Origin of the sequence: Chitinophaga dinghuensis (genome assembly GCF_003259435.1) — a bacterium.
In the GTDB taxonomy this organism is placed as follows: domain Bacteria; phylum Bacteroidota; class Bacteroidia; order Chitinophagales; family Chitinophagaceae; genus Chitinophaga; species Chitinophaga dinghuensis.
Genome location: NZ_QLMA01000011.1, coordinates 1 through 25,773, shown reverse-complemented (window position 1 = coordinate 25,773; position 25,773 = coordinate 1). Strand labels below are relative to the sequence as shown.

25 protein-coding genes are annotated in these 25,773 nt (G+C 45.3%); 11 read left to right on the top strand and 14 right to left on the bottom strand.

The genetic code is table 11. The annotated features are described in order from the left end of the window. Positions 1–22 precede the first annotated feature (22 nt). The 5 genes from CLV59_RS26580 to dprA all read right to left on the bottom strand — a co-directional run bounded on the left by CLV59_RS26580 (position 23) and on the right by dprA (position 5,989). Positions 23–814, bottom strand: a complete 792-nt coding sequence (locus CLV59_RS26580; protein WP_111595143.1) for an alpha/beta fold hydrolase — start codon at positions 812–814, stop codon at positions 23–25. Continuing rightward, the gene (gene lnt, locus CLV59_RS26575; protein ID WP_111595142.1) at positions 795–2,408 is read right to left on the bottom strand and encodes an apolipoprotein N-acyltransferase; all 1,614 of its coding nucleotides are present in this window, start codon (positions 2,406–2,408) and stop codon (positions 795–797) included. Before lnt ends, CLV59_RS26580 begins: the two co-directional genes overlap by 20 nt. A gap of 112 nt (positions 2,409–2,520) precedes the next feature. Continuing rightward, positions 2,521–3,180 carry a DUF6624 domain-containing protein gene (locus tag CLV59_RS26570; RefSeq protein WP_146616329.1) on the bottom strand — a complete coding sequence of 220 codons (660 nt, stop codon included), beginning with the start codon at positions 3,178–3,180 and terminating at the stop codon, positions 2,521–2,523. 120 nt (positions 3,181–3,300) lie between these two features. After that, positions 3,301–4,773, bottom strand: coding sequence for an IMP dehydrogenase (guaB, locus tag CLV59_RS26565; protein ID WP_111595140.1), 1,473 nt, complete (start codon positions 4,771–4,773; stop codon positions 3,301–3,303). Positions 4,774–4,873: 100 nt separating this feature from the next. After that, entirely contained in the window at positions 4,874–5,989 is a 1,116-nt protein-coding gene (dprA, locus tag CLV59_RS26560) for a DNA-processing protein DprA (RefSeq protein ID WP_111595139.1), read from the bottom strand. Between the two features lie 99 nt (positions 5,990–6,088). On the opposite strand from dprA, the gene CLV59_RS26555 reads away from it, so the two are divergent. Further along, positions 6,089–6,895: a 5'-nucleotidase, lipoprotein e(P4) family gene (locus CLV59_RS26555; protein ID WP_245950959.1), complete on the top strand. Its 807-nt coding sequence runs from the start codon at positions 6,089–6,091 to the stop codon at positions 6,893–6,895. Positions 6,896–6,962: 67 nt separating this feature from the next. On the opposite strand, the gene CLV59_RS26550 is transcribed toward CLV59_RS26555, so the two are convergent. From CLV59_RS26550 to folD, 3 genes are all read right to left on the bottom strand, one after another. Further along, positions 6,963–8,846 carry an OmpA family protein gene (locus CLV59_RS26550; protein WP_111595137.1) on the bottom strand — a complete coding sequence of 628 codons (1,884 nt, stop codon included), beginning with the start codon at positions 8,844–8,846 and terminating at the stop codon, positions 6,963–6,965. Between the two features lie 75 nt (positions 8,847–8,921). Beyond that, positions 8,922–9,503 carry a 7-carboxy-7-deazaguanine synthase QueE gene (locus CLV59_RS26545; protein WP_233180585.1) on the bottom strand — a complete coding sequence of 194 codons (582 nt, stop codon included), beginning with the start codon at positions 9,501–9,503 and terminating at the stop codon, positions 8,922–8,924. An 82-nt stretch (positions 9,504–9,585) separates the two neighbouring features. Continuing rightward, complete coding sequence (gene folD / locus CLV59_RS26540; RefSeq protein ID WP_111595135.1) at positions 9,586–10,473, bottom strand: bifunctional methylenetetrahydrofolate dehydrogenase/methenyltetrahydrofolate cyclohydrolase FolD; 888 nt, start codon at positions 10,471–10,473, stop codon at positions 9,586–9,588. On the opposite strand from folD, the gene CLV59_RS29050 reads away from it, so the two are divergent. Continuing rightward, positions 10,472–10,621: a hypothetical protein gene (locus tag CLV59_RS29050; protein WP_170137934.1), complete on the top strand. Its 150-nt coding sequence runs from the start codon at positions 10,472–10,474 to the stop codon at positions 10,619–10,621. The two genes, folD and CLV59_RS29050, sit on opposite strands and share 2 nt — an antisense overlap. Before the next feature lie 447 nt (positions 10,622–11,068). On the opposite strand, the gene pckA is transcribed toward CLV59_RS29050, so the two are convergent. Continuing rightward, positions 11,069–12,670: a phosphoenolpyruvate carboxykinase (ATP) gene (gene pckA, locus CLV59_RS26535; protein WP_111595287.1), complete on the bottom strand. Its 1,602-nt coding sequence runs from the start codon at positions 12,668–12,670 to the stop codon at positions 11,069–11,071. 336 nt (positions 12,671–13,006) lie between these two features. Here pckA and CLV59_RS26530 point away from each other — a divergent pair, with 336 nt between their 5' ends. The 6 genes from CLV59_RS26530 (at position 13,007) to CLV59_RS26505 (ending at position 19,326) form a co-directional block, all read left to right on the top strand. Continuing rightward, complete coding sequence (locus tag CLV59_RS26530; protein WP_111595134.1) at positions 13,007–14,296, top strand: aminopeptidase P family protein; 1,290 nt, start codon at positions 13,007–13,009, stop codon at positions 14,294–14,296. A 54-nt stretch (positions 14,297–14,350) separates the two neighbouring features. Further along, positions 14,351–15,121 (top strand): CDP-diacylglycerol--serine O-phosphatidyltransferase, encoded by a 771-nt coding sequence (pssA, locus tag CLV59_RS26525; protein WP_111595133.1) that lies wholly within the window; start codon positions 14,351–14,353, stop codon positions 15,119–15,121. Between the two features lie 108 nt (positions 15,122–15,229). Then, on the top strand, positions 15,230–15,475 hold the full coding sequence (purS, locus tag CLV59_RS26520) for a phosphoribosylformylglycinamidine synthase subunit PurS (RefSeq protein WP_111595132.1): 246 nt from the start codon (positions 15,230–15,232) through the stop codon (positions 15,473–15,475). A gap of 80 nt (positions 15,476–15,555) precedes the next feature. Further along, entirely contained in the window at positions 15,556–16,224 is a 669-nt protein-coding gene (gene rsmI, locus CLV59_RS26515; protein ID WP_111595131.1) for a 16S rRNA (cytidine(1402)-2'-O)-methyltransferase, read from the top strand. Between the two features lie 65 nt (positions 16,225–16,289). Next, on the top strand, positions 16,290–17,366 hold the full coding sequence (locus tag CLV59_RS26510) for a winged helix DNA-binding domain-containing protein (protein WP_111595130.1): 1,077 nt from the start codon (positions 16,290–16,292) through the stop codon (positions 17,364–17,366). 70 nt (positions 17,367–17,436) lie between these two features. Continuing rightward, positions 17,437–19,326, top strand: a complete 1,890-nt coding sequence (locus CLV59_RS26505; protein WP_170137933.1) for a M1 family metallopeptidase — start codon at positions 17,437–17,439, stop codon at positions 19,324–19,326. Between the two features lie 94 nt (positions 19,327–19,420). On the opposite strand, the gene CLV59_RS26500 is transcribed toward CLV59_RS26505, so the two are convergent. The 5 genes from CLV59_RS26500 to CLV59_RS26480 all read right to left on the bottom strand — a co-directional run bounded on the left by CLV59_RS26500 (position 19,421) and on the right by CLV59_RS26480 (position 23,118). Further along, positions 19,421–19,987 carry a DinB family protein gene (locus tag CLV59_RS26500; protein ID WP_111595129.1) on the bottom strand — a complete coding sequence of 189 codons (567 nt, stop codon included), beginning with the start codon at positions 19,985–19,987 and terminating at the stop codon, positions 19,421–19,423. A 211-nt stretch (positions 19,988–20,198) separates the two neighbouring features. Further along, on the bottom strand, positions 20,199–20,627 hold the full coding sequence (locus CLV59_RS29130) for a hypothetical protein (protein WP_211324032.1): 429 nt from the start codon (positions 20,625–20,627) through the stop codon (positions 20,199–20,201). An 18-nt stretch (positions 20,628–20,645) separates the two neighbouring features. Beyond that, positions 20,646–21,203, bottom strand: a complete 558-nt coding sequence (locus tag CLV59_RS26490; protein WP_111595285.1) for an RNA polymerase sigma factor — start codon at positions 21,201–21,203, stop codon at positions 20,646–20,648. 110 nt (positions 21,204–21,313) lie between these two features. Further along, the gene (rsmG, locus tag CLV59_RS26485; RefSeq protein WP_111595128.1) at positions 21,314–21,943 is read right to left on the bottom strand and encodes a 16S rRNA (guanine(527)-N(7))-methyltransferase RsmG; all 630 of its coding nucleotides are present in this window, start codon (positions 21,941–21,943) and stop codon (positions 21,314–21,316) included. A 35-nt stretch (positions 21,944–21,978) separates the two neighbouring features. Continuing rightward, positions 21,979–23,118, bottom strand: a complete 1,140-nt coding sequence (locus tag CLV59_RS26480) for a glycosyltransferase (RefSeq protein WP_111595127.1) — start codon at positions 23,116–23,118, stop codon at positions 21,979–21,981. A 130-nt stretch (positions 23,119–23,248) separates the two neighbouring features. On the opposite strand from CLV59_RS26480, the gene tgt reads away from it, so the two are divergent. From tgt to CLV59_RS29530, 3 genes are all read left to right on the top strand, one after another. Continuing rightward, a complete protein-coding gene (gene tgt / locus CLV59_RS26475) occupies positions 23,249–24,379 on the top strand; it encodes a tRNA guanosine(34) transglycosylase Tgt (protein ID WP_111595126.1) in 1,131 nt (376 codons plus the stop codon). Between the two features lie 47 nt (positions 24,380–24,426). Beyond that, positions 24,427–25,518, top strand: coding sequence for an LptF/LptG family permease (locus tag CLV59_RS26470; RefSeq protein WP_111595125.1), 1,092 nt, complete (start codon positions 24,427–24,429; stop codon positions 25,516–25,518). A gap of 117 nt (positions 25,519–25,635) precedes the next feature. Next, the coding region (locus CLV59_RS29530; RefSeq protein WP_146616177.1) for a transposase at positions 25,636–25,773 on the top strand (138 nt) is incomplete at its 3' end.

The window sequence follows — 25,773 nt, the reverse complement described above, 5'->3', positions numbered from 1 at the left end:
GAAAATGTTTGTCTGCACAACCTTACACTTGGCAGAATGAAATAAATTGTTTCAGTAAGTGATTACTTGCTTCAATTTTTTCCCACATTCCCATGTGTCCAACATCTTCAAAAATATAAACGCTGCTTGTTTTTGGTAACATCACCTGTTGAATAACATTGGTAGGTGACACAGCATTATCATCTTTCCCGATCACAAATAACATGGGTGATGCAACTGAAGGGAGCAACCCTGTAAGATCTGGTCTTTGTATCATTGCCTGGGTATAGGCAATCATTGATTCCTGGGGGCATTGAATGCACATGTTGATGCAAGCTTCCACCAGTTTGGGCCGTTGCGATTTGGTTGTCGGGCTAAACAGGTTAGGGATTGTTTGCCTGATAAATAATTCGCTTCCGTATTGCTGCATGAAAGCTATGGATTTCCTGCGTGTTTCTTTTTTCTCTTCCGTGTCTGCGGCTGCAGTGGAATGAAAAAGCCCCAGTCCTTTCATCACTTCGGGATGTTGTTGCTGCAACGCAAGCGCCACATATCCACCCATGGAATGACCAATAACTACCGCTTCGCGGATATTTTCTGCTAACAGTATAGAATATACGTAGTCTGCCATGGCAGCAATGGTAAGCCCCTCTGTCAAATTGGATTTACCGGAACCTGGTAAATCGGGTATAATCAGGCGATAATCATTCTTTAAAAACTCCTGCTGGTTGATCCACAGGGCACTATTCTCTGAAAAACCGTGTATAAGTACTACCGCCGGACCTTGTCCTATGTCCTGGTAGCTGCCATTTCCATTATTGATTGTTTTCCACATTCTTTATACCTGGAATAAACCGTGAAAAAATAGCATGTACCAGCAACAAGATACAAAATATTATTGCTCCGCGGGAAATAAGATCTCCATATTTTACGTAAAACGTATAGTCTTCTCTGGATGTTACAGTCGCCTTAAAAGCCGCTTCTTTCCAATAGGGCTGCGGTTGGTAGACATTTCCAGACGGATCTACCACTGCTGAAATACCGGTGTTCGCACTGCGGGCAATCCACCTCCGTGTTTCTATTGCTCTTATTCTGGCGTACTGCAGATGCTGACGATGTCCTTCTGTATTTCCCCACCATCCATCGTTGGTGATGATTACCAGGAAGTTGGCGCCCGCTCTTGTATGTGAGGCTACATAGTTACTAAATACAGATTCATAACAAATAGTTGGAAAGACATTGATGCTATCGGCAGGATTTGTCAACAGTTCCCGCGCAGGTGCGCGGCCATAACTACCGGTTATACCTCCCATATCAAGGGCAAGCGATTGCATAAATGATAAGTACCGCACATATGGAATTAACTCCACGCCAGGTACCAATTCATATTTATGATATACTTCCACTGCGGTGGAAGTGTCTATCTGTATAGCGCTGTTAAAAGCATCCCAGCGAGTGCCGTCACTCATGACTCTAGCCGTCACTGCTTCCGGATCATCTGCTGCATATGCACGCATCGTTAGTGCGCCGGTGATAATTTTAGCTTTGGGGAATTGATGTAAAAACTCCCGTATGGCTAGTATTTCAGGTGTATAATTCAGCTGCGTTTCCCATGCTGCCTGAGGAAATAAGGCAGTTTCCGGCCAAACGATATAACGGGTATTACTATCCGTTTTTGAAGCGGTGAGTCGCAATAACTTGTGTACCTGATTCATAGAATTGCCATCGGCATACTTTTCATCATATGGGTCCACATTCGGTTGTACTACTACTACTTCAAACTTCTTCGCCGGATTATCCGGAACAGGATGAATAAACTGTGAAAGGAGTATGGGTACAACGGCGATCAGTAAAGGCTTCCAGCCTGTTTTGACGATCGTCTCCCTAAAATTATAATCATACATACGCACCTGCTTCCAGGCTGCATAAAAGAGAATGTTAGTAAGCAATACCCAAACAGTTCCGCCACTGGCGCCTGTGAATTCATACCATTGTATCCAGCCTGGATGCATGGCGAATGCATTTCCCAATACCAGCCATGGCCAGCTCAGCTCCCAGGTCTGATGAATATATTCGAAGGTGAGCCAGTATACAATCAATGCTAAATAACTACCCGCTGCGGAAAGACGCTTCCGGCTATTCTTATACATGAGCCAGGGAATCGTCATCAGGAAAGCGTTGAAACTGTTGGCAAATACGCCGCTGGCTGGTACGGGCGTATTGCCTACCCACCAGGTACTACCTACATTCCAAATCAGAAAAGAGAGAAATATCAAACCAAAATATGCACCCCTGTGCCTGATCTTTTCCGTCAGATAGAACAACGGTGTCAGTGCAATGAAAATCAATGGGGTAAAGGGCATCGTTGGCCAGGAAAGCCATAATATTATACCGCTTATGATACTTAGAATGATGGAGCGCAGCTTCATTTTGTAACCTGAAAATTGACGGCAACGAAGATAAGTTTGCTTTGCCGTAAAACAAAAAGGGATGCTATCGCAGCCCCTTTATAAATATATTATTTTTGATGATGTGATATGATTACTTAGGCGGTGTATAGGTCATGTTAAAGTATTTCACATATTCCTCAATGGGCTGTAATCCAACAGCGGCGCGCCTTTTATTCACATCTTTTTCCTCTTTGATTGGGAATAGCACTGTTTTGCCATCAATGGTTCTTACCTGACTGCCATATATCTGATAACCATATTTCTTAACAGAAATTCTGTCTTCCATCAATGCAAGATCCTCTGGTCGGGCTTTTTGCAGCTTCACCGCTTCCCGTAATAAAGGGATATACTTTTCTTGTATGGGCAAGGGGGCATGTTGAATCACCAGGAATAAAGTGCCAGCGCCTTTCATACCCACTTCGTCAGGGCCTACCCATCCATGTTGATCTATGAATTGGCAGATGTACTGTTGATTTTTTTCATCCGTGAGATGCAGTTCTTGCACGGCGGCATTTAGCGTAGTACTATCCGGATTGGTGTTGACGATGTCAAGGTATTTTTTGCGTGCTTCCTGGTCTGCATCAAAAATGGCATTCAGGCTGTCTGCCCATTGCTGATTCATTTTCCCGGATGAATGTGCTTGCATAGATGTAAGTTGATGAGTAACAGATTTGCGCGTTTGTGCATGACCGTTATAGGCGCAGCTACATAGGAGGATTAGGGAGAGACACGCGTCAGCAATTCTTTTCATGTTGAAAAGATAATAAAAACGGGGTTTAGAATAATCAGGATAACTTGGTGCTAAAACAAGCAACCGCAGCAAATAACTGGTATCTGCTGCGGTTGAATTATATTTAACTGTTTTACAGTTTTATCTGCTATAGTTAGGCGCTTCCTTAGTGATTACCACATCATGCGGGTGGTTTTCTTTTACAGTAGCAGCAGTGATTTTCACGAACTGGGCAGCCTGTAAAGTTTTAACATCTTTAGAGCCAGTCAGACCCATACCAGCGCGAAGACCGCCTACGAACTGCTGAATCACTTCAGAGAGGTAGCCTTTGTAAGGTACGCGACCTACGATACCTTCCGGAACCAGTTTCTTGATATCGTCTTCATCCTGGAAGTAACGATCTTTACTACCTTCCTGCATGGCTTCAATAGAACCCATACCACGGTAAGATTTGAATTTACGTCCTTCGTAGATGATTGTTTCTCCAGGGCTTTCTTCCACACCTGCGAAGATAGAACCAGCCATGATGCAAGATGCACCAGCAGCGATGGCTTTCACCATATCGCCGGTATAACGGATACCGCCATCAGCGATAACAGGAATACCTTGTTTTTTCAGTGCTTCTGCAGCGTCCATAACGGCAGACAGCTGAGGGAAACCAGCGCCTGTTACGATACGGGTAGTACAGATAGAACCAGGACCCACACCTACTTTCACCGCATCGGCGCCAGCAGCAGCCAGTGCCAGTGCACCTTCTGCAGTAGCTACGTTACCTGCGATCACTTGTAATTTAGGGAATGCTTTTTTCAGTTTTTTCAGCGTGTTGAGTACTGCAATGGAATGGCCATGAGAGCTATCCAGGCAAACTACATCCACACCTACATTGATCAGTGCCTGTGCACGATCCAGCACATCTGGTGTAATACCCAGCGCAGCGCCTACCAGTAAACGACCAAATTCATCTTTCACTGCATTAGGATAGCTGGTCAGCTGGAGGATATCACGGTATGTGATCAAACCTACCAGTTTACCTTGCTTATTCACTACAGGCAGCTTTTCAATCTTGTATTGCTGGAGAATTTTCTCTGCTTTTTTCAGGTCTGTACCTTCAGGAGCAGTAACCAGTTTTTCGCTGGTCATTACTTCTTTTACCAGACGCTTTTTATTTTTTTCAAAACGCAGATCTCTGTTGGTTAAGATACCCACCAGTTTATTCGCGTCGTCTACGATTGGAATACCACCAATGCCGTTTTCCTTCATGAGTCTTAAAGCCTCGCCAATAGTAGCGTCCGCCTTTAAGGTAACAGGGTCCATAATCAGACCGCTTTCGCTACGCTTAACGCGACGAACCATTTCAGCTTGTCTTTCAATACTCATGTTTTTGTGGAGAATACCAATTCCACCCTCTCTCGCCAGGGCGATAGCCAAATTGGCTTCGGTAACAGTATCCATAGCGGCAGATACCATCGGTAAATTGAGCCGTATGTTTTTTGTTAATTGCGTAGAGATATTTACATCTTTCGGATGAACTTCGGAGTAGGCCGGAACGAGGAGTACATCATCAAATGTCAGTCCGTCAGCTACAAATTTGGGTTTAGATTTTCCCGCAGGCATGATGCAACTATTTGTCAGTTAAAAAATAATTGCACGCAAATATACACCTATTTGCGCAATAAATAAAATTTCAACGTTAAGCAGATGTGAATCTTCTGAATCATGACACCGGGCTGACAGGCTCATATTGCTGACCAGGCAAACATTTTATTAACTGCTGCATTTCCAGATTAAACACTGCTGTGGCCACCTGACTACCGCTTAGCCGACTCAGTATATATATTTCCTCTAAATGCAATCTCGACTTATTATTAAAAAGTTGCATGATTGTTTGCTCGGCTGGGTCCAGTGTATGAAACAAGGATGACTGAACGGCCATTTTCGAAGAAGTCGCTTTTTCTTCCCATCTCATAGCCTGGATGATATCGGCCGCTTCTGTTACTAATACTGCCTTATTTTGGCGGATGAGTTCGTGGCATCCCGTTGCATGCCAGTCGCCCACATGGCCTGGTACAGCAAAAACATCCCTGTTATAGCCTCCTGCCAGCTCAGCCGTAATGAGCGACCCTCCTTTCTGACCGCTTTCTATCACCACTGTAGCATCTGTCAATCCTGCTACAATCCGGTTTCTCCTGGGGAAGTTCTGCCTGTCGGGCAAAGTTTTGCTGGGATAATCTGTTAGCAACCCGCCGCAGTTCATCATTTCCTTAGCTATTTCCATATGGGCAGGCGGATAGATCCTATCCAGTCCATGTGCAAGTACGCCGATAGTAGGGCATCCCAAATCCACTGCCGTTCTATGTGCCAGGATATCGATTCCATATGCCAGTCCGCTCACAATGGTAATCCCTGCTTTACAAAGCTCCTGTACCAGTTGTACGCATACTTTACTGCCATACGGGGAAGGTTGCCTGGTTCCCACTATACTCACCATCCTGGAGGTATGCAGTGGCGAACTTCCTTTGTAATAGAGGAGAGAGGGCGCATCTGCGCAGTGTTGCAGCCGCATAGGATAACGTTCGTCTCCATAAAAAATCACTTGTATAGCATACTTTTCTATGAAGGTCAACTCTTGCATTACCTTGTCATAATCCCGGAAATGCTTGATAGCCGTAGCTTTCACACTACCTACCTGCTCAATTCTTTCCAATTCCTGCTGCCTGGCCTGGAAAATGGCCGTAGCGCTCTGAAAATGGTCCAGTAACTTCCTGATGGTAACGTCCCCGATCATAGGGACCTGGGTTAATGCAATCTGATACATTAATTCGGAGGGCATAACAAACAATTTAGCCTTTTAAATTACAATTTATCAACGGTAGTTTTTTCTTCTCCAGGTGATTTATTTTTGCAGTAACTAACAGCCAATAAAATGATGATGAAAAGGTTTTGGGGTGTTGTACTGCTCGCTGGAATGATGGCGTGCAAGTCTACACAAACGACTACCGGCCACACTGCTGCCGGCAATACAACACTGACTCCGCAAGGTGCGGCATGGGCTGCGCTGTGGCAACAACAATCAGGCGAATACAAGGCGCTCTGCCTCCAGGCTTATCAACTGGCAACATGGAAGCTGGATCAATACCTCGCTGCCAAAGGCGATAAACCACTTGCAGTAGTTACTGATATCGATGAAACAGTGCTGGATAACAGTCCTTATTCAGTGCATCAGGCACTGAACCATAAAGGATATGATGAGAAAAGCTGGTTGGAATGGACCGCGAAAGCCGCTGCTGATACGGTTCCAGGCGCACCTGCCTTCTTTAAATATGCCGCTTCCAAAGGGGTAAAAGTATTTTACATCACTAACAGACTGGAATCAGAAAGAGCCGTTACCCTGGCTAATCTGCGTAAGTATAATTTCCCGGATGCAGATGATCAGCACCTGTTGCTGAAAACCACCACTTCTGGTAAGGAACCTCGCCGCCAGCAAGTGTTACAGCAATATGATATCGTACTGCTTTTTGGGGATAACCTGAGCGACTTCTCCAATATCTTCGATAAGAAACCTTACGAAGAGAGAAATGCCGCTGCACTGAATGCCGCTACCAACTTCGGTTCCAGGTATATCGTGCTGCCTAATCCTATGTATGGCGATTGGGAAGGGGCATTGTATAATTTCCAATACAAACTGACGGAACAACAGAAAGATTCCATCATGAAATCGAAACTGAGAAATTACTAGTGCTATAAAAGCAAATCCCCGCAGATCCTTGATTTGCGGGGATTTTTTATTGGGAGCAGTTGTCGTCTCACAAACTAATAACTTTGAAAACTGTTCTTCTGTTGGTAGCTCTTCCTTCTTCTGTATCGTTCGTTGCAACAGGTTGGGATTTGCCATAACCCTTACTACTTAAGCGTTTGGCATCAATGCCATGTTGTACGAGATAAGTCACAACCGCTTTTGCTCTGTTCTCAGAAAGCAACTGGTTATCTTTATCCGAACCCACATTATCCGTATGCCCTGCGATCTCAATTTTCAACGTCGGATTTTCATTTAATAATTTTACTAATCTATCCATCTCCAGCATAGACGCCGGTTTTAGCTCATACTGTTTGGTGTCGAAGAAAATATTATGCAACACAATACTGGCATTGGCTGCGAGCGGTTGCAATGGGATATTTTTCTCAAAGGGATGATCGGGATTATGATCTTTCAAGGAAAAATTATCAGAGTAAAACAGGTATCCTTTCTTGCTCACATGAAATGCATAGTCCTTTCCTACTGGCAATGTGGCGAGGAATTCGCCGTTTCCACCTGTGGCGAACCGCGCTACCTGTGTGCTACCTTGTAGTTCAATAACGTCAATATTGGCGGGCAGTCTTTGTTGTGTTACGCTGTCATACACGAACCCTTTCACATATAACGTTTGCAGTGGTCTTGCTTCCGGATATAATTCAAAACTGTAAATATCCAGGGAGCCTTTGCCTTCCGCTCTGTCGGAAGCAAAGTAGGCGGTCTTTCCGCTGGCATCTACAATCAGGGAGCCTTCTTCGTCAATAGTATTGATAGGGTATCCAAGGTTTACAGCCGGCCCCCAGCTACCATCGGATTGTTTGCGGGAATAATAAATATCGAGTCCGCCATAGCCAGGTAGTCCGTTCGATGCGAAATACAGCGTTTGTCCGTCAGCGTGAATAAACGGAGTGGTTTCTCTGCCTCTGGTATTGATATTGGGACCAAGACCTTCAGGGTCGCTCCAGCGGCCACTTGGCAGCAGATGTGAAACGAAAATATCAGAGCCGTTGGTAGGCGTTTCGCGGGCAAAATAAATAGTTTGGTTGTCGGCAGTCAATGAAGGCTGGGACTCCCAGTCGCGCGTATTGATAGGTGCGCCGAGGTTTTGTGGTTTAGTCCAGCCGCTGTTTGTTTTATAAGAAATATAGAGATCGCAGCTTCCTCTGCCTTCCGGGAAATCACAGCCGGTGTACAAAAGGATGGTACCATCTTGTGAAATATGTTGTGCTCCTTCGTTAAATGAAGTGTTGATAGGTTCTCCCATATCTTTAGCGGGGCTCCATCCGGTACTGTCGCGGTGAGTGATATAAAAATCCTCATTGCGACCGTTTACTCTTCTGGTGAATACCAGTGTTTTACCATCGATAGTGAGAGATGGAAAGTACTCGGGATCGCTGCTGTTGATGTGATCACCGAGGTTTTGCGGATGAAAGGGGATTTCCTTTTGGTGGGTCACTGCAAATTCATAATTGGCTTTCAGTTTCTCGGCGTTTCTGGTGCCTGTTTTAGAACCGGCGATATATTGATTTACCATTTGCAGCGCGCTCTGGAAATCGCCTGTACCGGCGAATGCGCGGGAATAGGGTACCATTACCTGACGTAAGCTGGAGCTATCCAGTTGTTTATATTTACCAAACGCGGCCAGGGCGTCTTTATAGTCTTTGGTTTCCAGGTAGCACATACCTAGTTGTCCGTATGCATCGAGGTAGTTAGGAGCGATGTTAAGGGCCTCTTTCAGGAAAGGAATGGCCTCTTGGGTATTGTAGGTACTGATGGCGGCCTGCGCTTTGTCGAAGGCTGCTTTAGCCTTTTTAGGGGCATTCTCAGACGTTACGAACTGAGCATGTAGCTGCAGGACCGAAAAGAAAGCTGATAACAGCAGAAAGGATTTTTTCATAGCAATAATACAACGTGTAAAATAGGATGTTTATTTAAAAGAAAAATCCCCGGTGTTGAACCGGGGACTAAACTTTTAAGGAACGTTGATATACTTGTGGACTTGTAATGACAGTTGCCATTGTGGGTTGTCCTTGATATAATCGATGATGAGCGGGAGCATTTCCGCGCTTTTGCTCCATTCGGGCTGCAGGTAGAGGCGACAATTTTTGCCGACCATTGCAGCATGTTTTTCTGCCCAGGCGAAATCAGATTTGTTGAAGATAACCACCTTGAGTTCGCTGGCAGCTTTACATACTTCCGGGAGGGGAGCTTTGAATTTTTTTGGCGACAGCGTAATCCAGTCCCAGTTGCCACTGAGAGGGGAGGAGCCGGAGGTTTCCATATGTGTGCGGAAACCTTGTTTGTGTAAGGCCTTGGTAAGGCCGTCCAGCTGGTGAAGCAGCGGTTCTCCACCGGTAATAACGGCTATACGGCCAGGATAGGATGCCGCTTCACTGACGATATTGTCTATGGTCAGCTGCGGGTGTTTGTCCGCATCCCAGCTATCTTTTACGTCGCACCAATGGCAGCCTACATCGCATCCGCCAAGACGGATGAAATAGGCGGCTCTGCCCTGATAGAGACCTTCTCCCTGAATGGTGTAGAAGCGCTCCATAACGGGCAGTGTGTTGGCGATATTTGAAGTAATTACTGACATTGTTCTAACCCTGCAAAGGTCCGTCTTTTTTCGGAACCTGTTAATTCATACTACCTTTCTGACCGATACAGGCCTGATAGGTATTTTTCAGCAACGCCGCAATGGTCATTGGGCCTACGCCACCTGGTACCGGGGTGATAAAGCTGCATTTAGGGGCAACTTCATCAAATTTCACGTCACCGATGAGGCGGAAACCACTTTTCTTGCTGGCGTCTGCTACGCGGTTGATACCAACGTCCACAATTACGGCGCCTTCTTTTACCATATCAGCGGTAACGAAGTTAGGCTTACCGATAGCGGCTACGATGATATCTGCCTGGCGGCAAATTTCAGGCAGGTTATGTGTCTGGGAATGGGTGAGGGTTACGGTGCAGTTACCAGGGTTGGTATTGCGACTCAGCAGAATGCTGATAGGCGTACCAACGATGTGGCTGCGACCGATTACTACCGCATGTTTTCCTTTAGTAGGCACGTTATAATGTTCCAGCATCAGCATGATACCATAAGGGGTAGCAGGAATGAATGCAGGCAGGCCACTTACCATTTTACCCACGTTCATGGGATGGAAGCCGTCCACATCTTTGCTGGGATCAATGGTATTGATCACCAGTTCTTCGCTGATATGCTTAGGTAAAGGCAGTTGCACCAGGATACCGTCGATATCCGGATTTTCGTTGAGCAGGATGATCTGGTCCAGCAGGTGCTTTTCAGAAATTTGCTCATCAAAACGCAGGAGGGTGGAGTTATAACCGCATTCTGCACATGACTTTACTTTGGAAGCAACGTAGGTCTCACTGGCCGGATTATTTCCTACCAGGATCGCTGCCAGGTGCGGAACCTTTTTGCCAGCAGCCTTTAATTCAGCCACTGATGCAGCTAATTGGGCCTTGATAGCCTCTGAAACATGTTTACCGTCTAAAATTTGCATGCGCAAAGGTATGATTTTGCCGGGAATTTTTCTCGCAAAGACGCAAAGAGAATCGCAAAGGCGCGAGGAGGGCGCCTGCGGCGCTATGGGGATTTTTTTGCTCGCAAAGCAGCAGGGCAGCAAAGCAGCAAAGAAAAATGATGAATAAATTATAAATGATTGATTGTTGATTAATAATTGATTAATTATTAATAATGTATATGAATCGGAAATGCTATAAGATACTATTGGGGAAAAACGAAGGGGGCAAAACGAATAGAGGACAGGAAGCCATAAAAGCCAAAAAAACAACAAAACACCTTTGCTGCTTACCTTGCTTTGCTGCTCTGCGAGCAAAAACCTCCTCTCAGCGCCGCAGGCGCCCTTAGCGCCTCTGCGCTTCTCTTTGCGAACTTTGCGAGAAAAAACGCGAGCTGGTTCTGCAAAACAGGCTTCTGAGGAAACCTGTTTTGCGAAGACAGAATGTCTTATACGAACCGTTGATTGTTGTGGAAATTATAAGGCAAACAAAGACGGTAATCAGTTAGCAAAAGTTTGAAATCGGTATTATTGATTTCCTGAATATCTTTTGCGTGATTTATTGATCACAATATATTTAAATTTTTGGAGCTGAAGCAAGAATTTCTTGATCAGCGGCGCCAGCATATTTCTGGAAGTTGCGGATGAACTGGCCAGCCAGGTCTGCAGCTTTCGCATCGTAGGCTGCTTTATCAGCCCATGTGTTGCGTGGGTCCAGGATATCGGTAGGTACTCCAGGAACGGTTTCCGGGATAGCCAATCCGAATACTGGTGTGCTGCGGTATCTGACATGTTCCAGTTTACCGTCGATGGCAGCAGCAATGATAGCGCGGGTATAAGCCAGTTTAATACGGCTACCTACGCCATAAGGACCGCCAGTCCAACCGGTGTTGATCAGCCACACGTTTACATCATTTTTGCGCATTTTTTCGCCCAGCATCTGTGCATATTTTGCAGGATGCAGTGGGAGGAAAGGTGCGCCGAAACATGCGCTGAAAGTAGATTTAGGCTCTGTAACGCCAGCTTCGGTTCCGGCAACTTTAGCGGTATAACCGGAAATGAACTGATACATAGCCTGGCCTGGCGTCAGTCGGCTGATAGGCGGTAAAACGCCATAAGCATCTGCTGTCAGGAAGAAGATATTTTTAGGAACTGCTCCCACAGAAGGTTCCAGTGCATTCGGAATAAATGTCAGCGGATAAGATACACGGGTATTTTCCGTGATGCTTTTATCTGCATAATTTGGCTGATTGGTGCCAGGGAAGAAAGTGATGTTCTCCAGTAATGCGCCAGGGCGTACTGCCTGGAAGATTTCTGGTTCTTTCTCAGCACTCAGATCAATACATTTTGCATAGCAGCCACCTTCGAAGTTGAATACGCCGGTGTTTGTCCAGCCATGTTCATCATCTCCAATCAGCTTACGGTTAGGATCTGCGCTCAGCGTGGTTTTACCGGTACCGCTCAGTCCAAAGAAAATAGCAGTATCACCTTCAGCGCCCTGGTTGGCAGAGCAGTGCATGCTGAGAACTTGTTTGTCCTGTGGCAGAATGTAATTGAGAATGGTGAAGATACCTTTTTTGATTTCTCCGGTATAAGCTGTACCGCCGATCAGAATTATTTTGCGGGTAAAACTTACTACCGCAAAGTTATGCTGACGGGTGCCATCTACGGCAGGATCAGCCATGAAACCAGGAGCCTGGATCACTGTCCAGTCGGTATGCATGTACTCCAATTCCTCATCGGAAGGACGCAGGAACATATTGTAGGCAAACAGACTTGACCAAGGTAATTCAGTAATTACTTTCACACCAATACGGTAGCTGGTATCTGCACAGGCAAAGCAATCGCGTACCCATACATCTTTACCTGCAAAGTAAGCAGTTACTTTGTCGTACAAACGATCAAAATTTTCTGTAGTAAAAGGAATGTTAAAATCATTCCAGTTAACCGTGTTGGCAGTGATCTGATCTTTTACAATGAATTTGTCTTTAGGTGAGCGACCGGTAAATTCTCCGGTGTTTACTGCAAGCGCACCTGTATCGGATAAAACGCCTTGATTGCGTTCCAGTGTTTGTTTTACCAGTTGGGCTGGTTCAAGCTGGTAGTATACGTTTGACGCGTTCTCTATGCCCAGTTCCCGTAAGTCAGCAACAGGATTCCTTACGCTACTCATTTGCATAAAAGCAAGATTGTTTTGGTGTAAAAGCAAAACTAGGCATTTTTTGATATCGTCTAATTTCTTTGGTGTTGAACCATTGAAATTTAGAAAATTGATGCCTCTTTCTTGAATTTGTTGACAGATCTTCAAAATGTTCAGAAATCCTTGCAGGTTATCAAAGGGAAATTGTGTGAATAAAACATTAAGTAATAACACATAAGTATCATTGCAGCAGATGTAATGTGGTATTGTATTTTTTACGTTTCCTGTAAGCTTTGGATTACCTTTCCTACATTCTGCTCTCTTCAAATAGGGAAATTTTCCCTAGGTTTGAAGCCTCATTTGAAAATTACAGATATGAAGAATCTGCCTTTGGATCCGCAGCTGTTTGTAAAAAACCGCCAGCGTTTTTTGGCTAAGATGAAGCCTAACTCAATAGCTATTATCAATTCCAACGATGAACTTCCGACGAATGGCGACGCACTGTTTAAATTTAAACAGAACGCGGACCTGTACTGGCTTACAGGCATAGACCAGGAAGATACCATGGTGGTTTTATACCCGGATAATCCGGACCCTAAATACCGTGAAGTATTAGTGCTGGTTCGCCCGAATGAGCTGAAAGAGAAATGGGATGGGAAGCGTCTGAGAAAAGAAGAAGCTACTGCTATTTCTGGTATGACTACCATCGTGTGGCTGGATACGCTGGATGCATTATTGCAACAGTGGGTGCATGAAGCAGAAAATATTTACCTGAACACCAACGAGAATAATCGTAAATCCAACTATGTTCCTGTTCGTGATTACCGCTATGCGGAAGCCATGAAAGAACGTTTCCCACTGCATAATTACCTGCGTGCCGCTGTTATTTTCAAACAAGTGCGCGCTGTGAAAACTGAAGAAGAAATCAAGGTAATGCAGGTGGCCATGGATATCACGGAGAAAGCTTTTCGTCGTGTATTGAAATTCATCAAGCCTGGCGTTTATGAGCATGAAATTCAAGCGGAAATCCTGCATGAGTTCCTGCGTAATCGCTCTGCTGGTGAGGCTTACGGGTCTATCATTGCCTCTGGCGATCGTGCCCGTACCCTGCACTATGTATTCAATAACCAGGAGTGTAAAGATGGTGAACTCATTTTGATGGACTTCGGCGCGGAATATGGCGGATATAATGCTGACCTGACCCGTACCGTTCCGGTAAATGGTAAATTTACTGCCCGTCAGCGTCAGGTATATGACGCATGTCTGCATCTCCACAGATATGCTGCTTCCATCCTCCGTCCGGGCATTACCCTGGCTAAATACCATGAAATGATGGGCGAAGAGGCAGGAAGAGAATTCGTGAAACTGGGTCTGCTTACTGAAGCAGATATCAAAAACCAGGACCCGGAAGCTCCTGCTTACCGCAAATACCTGTATCACGGTATTTCCCATCACCTGGGCGTAGACGTTCATGATCTGGCTCCTTCAATGGTGCAGCCTATTCCAGAAGGCGCTGTACTGACTATAGAACCTGGTATCTATATTGAGGAAGAGCAAATGGGCATACGTATCGAGAATAACTACTGGATTACCGCTTCCGGCAATGTTGATCTGATGAAAAACATCCCGATCACTGCTGACGAAATTGAAGCTTTAATGAAATAACTTTCCGGCCCCTCACCCAGTGGGGGGCTTTTTTTCGTCAACATAAATATTCGAATGCGACAGATTCCCAATATTATTACCCTATGTAACCTTTTTTGCGGCGCACTGGCTATCATCTGTGTGCTACATGCACCGGAATTCAGAACTGAATTTAACGGTACTGAATATACGATCGTTACGCCCGAGCCTATCTATTGGGCTTCTGCACTGGTAGTGCTGGCGGCCATCTTCGACTTTTTTGATGGTTTGGCAGCGCGTCTGCTCCGCGTACAATCTCCAATGGGCAAAGAGCTGGATTCCCTGGCCGATGTCGTTACTTTCGGCGTAGTACCAGGTATGATGCTGTATCGCCTGTTGCGCAGCGCCTACTTCCAACAACCGGACGTATTTGACGTATCGCTGTTCAACCTCGCTCCGGCCTTGCTGGTGCCTTGCTTTGCAGCTTATCGCCTGGCCAAGTTCAACATAGACACCCGTCAGTCTGAAAACTTCATCGGTGTGCCTACTCCGGCTGTGGGACTGCTGGTGGCCTCCTTCCCGCTGATCGTACTGTATAATCCTTATAACCTGGGCCATTGGTTTCAGAATATCTGGGTACTGTACGTGATCATTTTCCTGCTCAGTTACCTGATGGTGGCGGAAATCCCTATGATCAGCCTGAAAGTGAAGAAGAAAACGCTGAAAGATAACTGGACACGCCTCTTACTGGTAGTACTCACCCTGGTTAGTATACCGTTCCTGAAGTTTGCAGCAGTTCCTTTTGTATTTATCTGTTATGTAATTTTATCGTTGCTGTTCCCGCCAATGAAGGCAGAAAAAGCCTGAAACACCCGGCAGGAGCACATCAATCGTCAATAAACCATTGCAAATCTGCAAGTACGAGTTCATAATTCGTAATTTTTAATGTAGGTTTGCGGCAAAATTTAAAGCACAATGACTTTTACTGCACATATCAATGTGATGCCACTGAAAGAATTATTGGACCCTCAAGGGAAAGCGGTAATGGGTGGCCTTAAAAACCTCGGTATGAACCAGGTGCACGATGTACGCATAGGCAAACACATTACCCTGCAAGTTGAGGCTGCCAGCAAGGAAGAAGCTCAGCAAATCGCTGAAAATGCTTGCCAGAAGCTGTTGGCTAACCAGGTAATGGAATACTTTGAAGTACACATTCAATAAATAATTTCGAATTACGAATTACGGATTTGCGGAGCATTTTGCATGAATCCGTAATTCCTGATTCGTAATTCGACCTTTCAATGAAGTTATATATCGTTCCTTCCCCTATCGGCAATCTGGCCGATATCACTTACAGAGCTGTTAAGGTATTGGAAGATGCCGAGCTCATCCTGGCTGAAGACACCCGTACTTCCAGCGTGCTGCTCAGGCACTATAATATCAACAAGCCAATTACCCCTTATCATCAGCATAATGAACATAAAGTAGCTCAGCATCTGGTAGAACAACTCCAGGCCGGTAAAGTCATGGCTTTACTGACAGATGCAGGCACTCCCGGCGTTTCCGACCCAGGTTTCCTCCTTGTCAGAGAATGTATCCGTCAGGGTGTTCCGGTAGAATGCCTGCCCGGCGCTACGGCCTTCGTTCCTGCATTGGTTAACAGCGGCATTCCCATGAACCGCTTTATGTTTGAAGGCTTCCTTCCCCTCAAGAAAGGCCGCCATACCCTCTTTACACAACTCGCTACCGAAGAAAGATCCATCGTTTTCTATGAATCGCCTATGCGATTGGTACGTACCCTCGATGACCTTATCCAATACTTCGGACCAGATCGCCCATGTTGCGTAAGCCGCGAGCTTACCAAAATGTTTGAAGAGAACAAACGTGGTACCCTCCAGGAAGTGGCCGACTACTTCCGCGAAAAAGGCGTGAAAGGCGAGATTGTAGTGGTAGTGCAAGGCGCTGAATAATTTTTCCTGCTCCTGACATAGGGCTGTCATCTCCCTATTGTTGCTTTGTTTTTCAAATATGTTATATGCAGCTATCTGATATTGCAAGGCTTCGCTTACATGCGCAACAAGTTTCTAAACATACCTGCAAAACGCCACAGGCACTGGTTTCCTATATGGGCGCCCTCCAGGCCCAGGATTTCCCTGCCAGCAAGTATGCAATAGGCGCACGACTCCAACATACGCCCCTGCAGCAGGTGGACAAGGCCATCAATAAAGGAGAAATCATCCGTACATGGATCTACCGCGGTACCCTTCAGTTGGTAACGCCAGCGGATATACGTTGGATGATAGCGCTGGTGAAAGACAGGCTGGAAATGCGTTTGAAGTCTACCGAGAAAGTCCTCGGAGTGGATGCTGCCATCTATCCCCGCGTATTTAAATTACTGAAAGAGGCCCTCCATGGCGGAAATCGGCTCATGCGCAGCGAAGTGGAAGCCTTACTGCAAAAACATAATATCGGCCCGGAATACATGCGCTACAGCCTTTTCAGGGCTTCCCTGGAAGGTATTATCTGTCATGGCCCCATGAAAGGCAAACAATTTACCTTCACCCTGCTGGATGAATGGTGCCCTCCACAACCTTCTTATTCAAAAGAGAAAGCCCTGGAACTCCTGGCGGAACGCTATTTCACCAGCCACGGCCCCGCTACAGTGGCAGATTTTACCACCTATGCCGGCATTACCCAGAAAGAAGCAAATATAGGCCTGGAAGCGGCTAAACCCCGACTGGACCACATCACTATCGCTGATACTAGCTGGTGGTGCGGAAAAGGACTCTTAAACACTAAAACAAGTGTGCCTGATGCCCTGGTACTCCCCGCTTTCGATGAAATAAATGTGGCCTATAAGGACCGTTCCCCCATGATCGCCAAAGAACACGGACATAAAGTAATGACTGTCAATGGGATATTTCACCCCATTATGCTGAATGAAGGCCAGATATGCGGCCTCTGGAAAAGAACAATTGCCAAAGATGGCCTGGAAATTTCCTTTGAACCGTTTATAAGTCTGCCGAAATCCCGAAAAAACGCATTTGAAACGGCAGTTCAGCACTACGCCGAATTTATGGAGCTGCCCATTAAAACGTTGAGTTTTGTGTAACCACTCATCCAACTTATCAACACCTTATCGGTAATTGTTTATTTTCGCAGCTTGAACAAAATCTAACAGAATGAAGCACCCGGTTATCGGAGGCTGTCTGGCCATGACCCTTCTGGCAGGCAGCTGGTTACAACTAAATGCACAGTCTGACCGCTGGCAGCAGAGAGTGAAATACACCATGAACGTAGATGTTGATGCGCCAGCGAATAAATTCAGCGGTAAACAACACCTGGAATACTATAATAATTCCCCCGATACACTGAAGAAAGTCTTCTATCACCTGTACTGGAACGCGTTTCAGCCAAACAGTATGATGGATGTGCGTAGTCGCGAATTAGGTAAAATCGTGATCGGTAAAGATAAAAATGGTAACAATGTGTACGACTGGGATAACCGTGTACGCGACCGTATATCCAAACTGAAGCCAGATGAAATCGGCTACCAGAAAATAATTTCACTGAAAAGAGATGGTAAAACACAAAGTTTCAAAACAGTGGAAACCATCCTGGAAGTGGATCTGGATCAACCTATCATGCCGAATTCCAAAGCAGTATTTGATATGGAGTTTGAGGCACAGGTGCCAGTTCAAATCCGCCGCAGTGGCCGCAATAACTCGGAAGGTGTGGACTTCTCCATGGCGCAGTGGTATCCTAAAATGGCAGAATATGACTATGAAGGATGGCATCCTACTCCATACATTGCCCGTGAGTTTTACGGCGTGTGGGGAGATTACGATGTGACCCTGAATATGGATAAAAAATATGTGATTGCGGCTACTGGTTATTTGCAGAATCCAAATGAAATTGGCCATGGTTACGAGGCTGCTGGCGTGAAAGTAAAACGTCCTGCCGGCAATAAACTGGCATGGCATTTCATCGCGCCAAATGTGCACGATTTCGTATGGGCGGCTGATCCTGATTACAAGCATATCACGCAGCAGGTAGATGGCTTCACGGCACATTTCTTCTATATTGAGAATGATACTACCCGTAAAACCTGGCCAGCACTGGCTAAATCCATTCCTAACGCATACGCCTATATTAAAAAACACTATGGCGCTTACCCTTATAAGCAGTATTCCTTTATCCAGGGTGGAGACGGTGGTATGGAGTATCCAATGGCTACGCTGATCCTTGGTAATGGTACTCAAACTGGCTTATATGGTGTGGCTATGCATGAATGGATGCATAGTTGGTATCAGGGTATGCTGGCTACTAATGAAAGTCTGTATCCATGGATGGATGAAGGTTTCACCACTTTCGCAGAAGAAAATACCATCTACAATACAACTGATAGTCTGAAAGGCAAGTGGCCTTTGGAAGATACCTATAAAGGTTATTTCCGCCTGGCGAAGAGCGCATTTGAAGAACCTGCTACCACCCATTCCGATCATTACAATACCAACTACGGTTATAGCAATAATGCCTATCGTAAAGGAGCTGTATTCTTAGAGCAACTTGGTTATGTAATCGGTGCAGAAATCCGCGACAGCGGCCTGATTCGTTACTACAATGAGTGGCGTTTCAAGCATCCGAATGCCAACGACTTTGTGCGTGTAATGGAGAAAGAAAGCGGTATTCAGCTGGATTGGTACAAACAATACCTGATTAATTCCACCAAGCATATTGATTACGGTATCGATGGCGTTACTGATAATGGTAACAAAACCACTGTACGTCTGCGCAGAATCGGGGAATTCCCAATGCCTATTGATCTGATGGTAACCGATAAGAAAGGCAACCAGACAATGTATTATATTCCGTTGTCTATCATGTTTGGCGAGAAGCCCAATGAGAATCCGGCTATCAAGCGTATAGTAAAATCTCCTTGGTTCTGGACGCATCCTACTTATGAAGTAGAGGTGGAGCTGCCTTTAAACGATATTCAGTCGGTAGAAATCGATCCTAGTCAGCGTCTGGCGGATATAGACAGAAGCAATAACAAAGCAGTGGCAAAATAAGCTGTTGTGAATATTATAAAAGGAAAAGCCTGCGTATCATACGCAGGCTTTTCCTTTTAATGACTTTTTGCATTCAACTTAGCGTGAGTAACTATTAGAAAATCAGCTGTTGTAGCTGGTTTTCCCATGTATGAGCAAACTGTTCCTGATGGATCAGTTTTTCCAGGTGGTGCTGGTTATGATAAGCAGTGAAATACAGCATTTCCCGAACGGTGATTTTCCCTAAAATCGGATGAGGTAGTCTGTACCTGTCCAGGTCATTTTCAGACCAGTTCCTGATTTTGTCATCCAGTTTTAGTTTCTGGGTGAGGAAGCTCTGGATTAATACCGGCCGTTGTGCGTTGTAAATAACGCCTGGCTGGTAGGGGATGGTGGCGGTTGCACCATCATTCAGTTTTTGCTGATACTGCAATACTAACAGATCATAGGACCTGGAGGGCAGTTGACTGACGCCAAAATATCGAAGTGCAAATTTAGGAAACCCCATTGCGCTGCTAACGGGGCGTACGGATTTGATCAGGTGATCCAGCTGTTGGCCGGCTGACCATTTACCGTAAGGAGATGCGGTAAACCGATGATCTGACAGCGTGTTTACATAGTCGACCATATTGTCGAAACTCCTGTTTAACAGAGATCGAATCTCATGCTGGTTCAGGTACATAGGAATTCATTTTAAAGGGTGCGAAAATAACACAAAACCTGGCGCCTTTAGTTGAGAATACCCGGGCCATTGCATACTCTTTGAAGTTACACCAGTTTTTGCAATCAGCCAACATATTTATTTAATAAATATGTGAGGTTTTTCGGGCATACATGAAAGAATAACGGCAATGGATGAAAAAAATCTTAGTTATTTCTGATAATTGTAATAATTAGAGTGATGTAGAGGGATTATTCCCTGGATTTTGTGCAGGGTCATCCTTTTTTTCATCGCGATCATTCCAGAACCTATCGAAATGACGCTCGAAATGTTCAGAACCCCCACAGCGGTTGCGAAGTTTTTCACGGAGGTGTTCCTGTTCTTCAGGGCTGAGGTGGGCCATTTTGTTCCTGATACGCTCTTTCCAGTCGCCCCCGCGCCCTTTGAATCCTTTGCCGTTATTATGCCAGCCGAACAGCAGTTTGCCGAGCAGCAGTAGTCCAAAGGCTTGCCAGTAGGTAATGCTAGGACCATGGAATATTTCTGGTATTAACCAGTTCCAGAGTATCATGGTTAAGAGGGTGACAGCTGCTATGAATGCAATACCACAGCAGATCATCAGGAATATTTTTCCGGCGGATTTTTGTCTGAATCGTCCCATATCTATTAGTAAGTTTAATCAGTTGTTGAGAATTTCTTGATACAGTTCTCTCAATCTTTCTCTCAAAAACAGTACAGCATAGCGTTTGCGTGAAAGCAACGTGTTGACGCTAACGCCCGTTTCGGCACTCATCTCCTTAAATGATTTTCCCAGGATTTCATGACTGATAAATACCTGTTTCTGATCTGCAGGGAGGTCTTCAATGGCGGCGGTAATGGCTTCGGAAATGATTTTCTGCATCATGGGCGTATCCGCATCCATAGCGGAATCAGCGATGATTTCGGGAAGGAAAAGCACTTCTTCTCCTTCTATTTCCCGCGTATATTCTGCAAAAGGTGTTTCTTTCTTTTTTCTGAACCAATCTGTGATCCTGTTTCTGGCAACGGCAAACAGCCATCCGGTGATGGAGTCTACCTGGCTGCCCAGTCGCAGATATTCTGTAAACTGGTACAGTACATCCTGCAAAATATCTTCAGCGTCCGACACATTGCTCACCCGCTGACGGATAAAGTGGAGCAGGCGCCTGCTCTCTTGTTTAACCGCCTCCTGTATACGCTCATTTTGCTCTTGGGCCATAACTGTATTTGATAGGAGCAACTGTTTCATCTTACTATTGAAGACGAATCACTATTGCGGATATTTTAGCTGTTACAGAAAAAATATGACAGCGCCTCCCCAAATACAGCCTAGTTTTTGGCCATCAATATATATTTATCTTTGAAACTCTCTTCAGGGAAGATGTCGTAGATGTCGATCATTCTGGGTTTCAGTCCACTTTCAGAGATTTCCTGGGCCAGATCGCCGCCTTTTAGGCAGATCAATCCTTTATCAAATTGCTTTCCAGGAACGGTGGATTTCTTCATCAGGTGTTTGCTCCAACGCCAGAGATCTCCCAGAGGAGCCACTGCACGGGATACCACGATGTCGAACTTACGGTTCTTAATATCTTCTATACGGGAATGGGCAGCAGTAACGTTTTTAAGCCCGAGAGACTCGGCCACACCTTCCACTACCTTAATCTTTTTGCCAATGGAGTCTACTAAATGGAACTGTACTTCAGGGAAGAAAATAGCCAGCGGAATGCCAGGGAATCCTCCTCCGGTGCCCAGGTCAATAATCTGGGTACCAGGTGCAAAATCCGCAATGGCAGCAATACTTAATGAATGTAAAACATGTTTTTCGTAGAGGGAATCAATATCTTTCCTGGAAATAACATTGATTTTCTCGTTCCACTCGCTGTATAATCCCTGTAACGCTTCAAACTGAGCCAGCTGTGCCGGCGTGAAGTCGCTGAAGTACTTTAAAATAATATCCATGCTGCAAAAATAAACTTATTCAGCAATGAACAAGCTTACCAACGGTTTTTGGACTTCACCATTAACGCAGGTGTAAAGATGATGTAGTAAAATAACATGAAAATATCCATGAACCAGCTGTATACAAACAGATCTTTCTCATCCAGTTTGCGCATGGCAGACCAGGTGATAACAGATTGAACCAGCAGCTTGAACCCGAATACGCCCAGTACATACCACAAAATCGGAGGAGTGGTGGTAAATAATGCCAATATTAAGGCAGGGTAGAAGAGGAAATGTGTCAGAGAGAAGATCCCTAATACAAACTTATGCCCGAACTTATAATGCTTGCCAGTGGTCATATGCCTTGTTTTCTGGCGGAACCAGCTGCTCCAGCTGTTTTTAGGCTCGGAATAAGTAAATGCTTTTTTATCAATGACTACCGACACGTTTTTACGAGTGGCAGCTGTGTTTACAAACAGATCGTCGTCTCCCCCAGCCAAATGCTGATGACTGGTAAAACCTTTATGACGGTAAAAGAGCTCCTTTTTATAAGCCAGGTTACGACCCACGCCCATATAAGCCATACCACTCATGGCAAACGACAGGAACTGCATCGCACTGAAGAAGGTTTCGTAACGAATTACTTTATTCAGAAACCCCGGTTTCTTATGATAAGCGCCATAACCCAGTACAATCTCCTTGTTTTCCGTAAAACCCTGACTCATCAAAGACAGCCAGTAGGTACTTCCTGGTTTGCAATCGGCATCCGTCAGGAGAATGTTATCGTGTATGGCTCCACGAAGACCCATCGACAAAGGAAATTTCTTTCCAGGGATGAATTTCGCAGGCTGCTTAATTTCTATAGTGCGGTAATGTGGATAACCTGGTTCGATAGACTGCAGGTAATACCGGCTTTCATCTTCTGAGTTATCATTTACCACAATCACCTCATATTCAGGCTTCAAGTGATCATGATAACGTTGCTGCAATACCCCGGGGAGATTGCGTTGCAAATTCAGTTCCTCATCTTTTGCACAGATGATAACAGAAAATTTCTGTTCCGGCGACTGATCAGGGTCAAATTTCTTACGGTAGAAGGCTAACCGTGAGAAAATGAACAGATAATAACATATCTGGATACCAGCGATGGTAGCAAAGGAGTATAAGGCAATTTCACCTAGGTGGTCAAGCATAATGGACGCAAAAATATAATATTTTTAATATCTGTAAAAAGATAAATTATGGACGAAGGTACTATCTGTTTTTACTAATTCGCAAATCGAATTGCATTTCGGTATCTTTGCACGCTGAAATGGAAATCTCGTGAATTTTGAACTTATAACTAAAGATAATGGCAGTAAGGCCAGGGCAGGGAAAATCACCACTGCCCACGGGGAAATCGAAACGCCTATATTCATGCCGGTGGGTACCGTTGGCAGTGTAAAGGCGGTTACCCAGGAACAGTTAAAAGAGGCCGTACAGGCCCAGATCATTCTGGGAAATACCTATCACCTGTACCTGCGTCCGGGATTGGAAGTACTTTCCAAAGCCGGCGGTTTACATAAATTTAATGGATGGGACAGACCTATTCTGACAGATAGCGGCGGATATCAGGTATTTTCCCTGGCAGCCAACCGTAAAATCAAAGAAGAAGGCTGTGTATTCCAATCACATATAGACGGTTCCCGTCATTTGTTTACACCGGAAAACGTAATGGATATCCAGCGTACTATTGGCGCGGATATTATTATGGCGTTCGATGAATGTCCTCCATACCCTTCCGAATACCGTTATGCCCGGAAGTCGATGGACCTGACCCATCGCTGGCTGGACAGGTGTATTCAACGCCTGGCAGACACAATGCCTGCCTACGGTCACGAACAAACGCTGTTCCCGATTGTACAGGGTTCTACTTTCAAAGATCTCCGTAAGGCTTCTGCGGAATATATCGCTTCCCGTGGCGCCGCTGGTAATGCGATTGGCGGATTGAGCGTAGGAGAACCGGAACAGGATATGTATGAGATGTGCGAACTCGTATGTGATATTTTACCTGTAGATAAGCCAAGATACCTGATGGGCGTAGGTACCCCATGGAATATCCTGGAAAATATATCCCTGGGCGTAGATATGTTTGACTGCGTGATGCCAACCAGAAATGGCCGCAATGGTATGCTCTTCACCTGGAATGGCGTCATCAATATCCGTAATAAAAAATGGGCGGATGATTTCACTCCGATAGATGAAAACAGCCCATGCTTTGCCACGAATACTTACAGTAAGGCTTACCTGCGCCACTTATTTATTGCAGGAGAGATTTTGGGCATGACACTTGCCAGTATCCATAACCTCGCGTTCTACCTGGAACTGGTGAAAGAAGCCCGTCGGCAGATTCTGGCAGGAACTTTCAGCGCCTGGAAACCGAAGATGATCAGTCAGTTGAAAACGCGTTTATAAAATCAGCAAATCAACAAATAATCCAATAAACTAATATCTTTGGGTTCATGCCGAAATTCCTGACAAAAATAGACTGGTATATATTACGTAAGCTGATAGGTACCTTTATTTATTCACTGGCGATCTTCCTCCTGATCTCCGTGGTGATCGACATTACGGAGAAAGTGGATGATTTTATGAAGAATCATCTGACCTTGCGCCAGATTGTAGTGGATTATTACTTCGGCTTTATCCCGCATATCCTGGCATTGTTGTTCCCGTTGTTCATCTTTCTGTCGGTAATCTTTTTTACCTCCAAGATGGCCTATCGTTCGGAGATCATTGCCATATTGAGTGCTGGTGTGAGTTTCCGTCGTTTCCTTCGTCCTTACTGGGTAGGGGCTTTGCTTTTCGGCGGTATCCTCTGGCTGGCCAACTTCTGGGTAGTACCCAATGCGAACCGCATTCGTACCACCTTTGAGAATAAATATTTACATAGTCACGATAACCAGAACACCCAGTTTGAACGAAGTACGCGTATCGACAGTTTCACCTATGTGACCTTCGGTACCTATGATCCCAATTATGCCAATGGTTCCTCTTTCATTTTGCAAAAGGTGCATGGGCAGGAGATCAACTATCGTTTGAAGGCAGACCGTGTTTCATGGGATTCTACTTCCAAAAAATGGCGACTGGACTATGTGACCATTCGTACCATGGATGGTTTGCATGAAAGCTGGAGAAGTTTACAGGATACGTCCATTAAAATTCCGCTGGTGCCGAAAGATCTGGTGGATGAAAAGAATATGCAGGAAGCCCTTACCACACCGGATCTCAGAAGGTATATCCTTCGGGAGTCGATCCGTGGCTCTGAGGGGTTGAATACTTATTGGGTAGAGTATTACCGGCGTACTGCAGCAGCTGCCGCTGTGGTAGTACTGACGTTGATCGGAGGGATTATTGCCGCCAAGAAAGTGCGTGGCGGAAGCGGGCTCCACCTGGCCGTGGGTATTGTTATCTCTGCCAGTTATATTATTGCCTTGCAATTTGCCACCGTATTTTCTACCAAGGCAGACCTGAATCCGCTGGTAGCAGTATGGATACCCAATGTGATCTTTGGAGGACTTGCTTTCTACTTGTACAAGAAGGCGCCTAAGTAATTTTACTTTTATGGAGGTCGTTCCTGCCCGCAGGATAAGAACGACGAGAAAATAAAAAAGGAAGTGACGTCACAGTGAAGTGCCCCCAAAAGTTTAGACACTTTTGGGGGCATTTTTATGAGTGCAAGAAAGAAACACAGTTTTGCCTTTAAGGTAAAAGCAATCAGACTAGTGGAAAAGGGTCAGAGCATTATGTCCACATCGGATGACCTGGACATAAGCCCTTCATTACTATTAAAATGGTGGGATTACTAT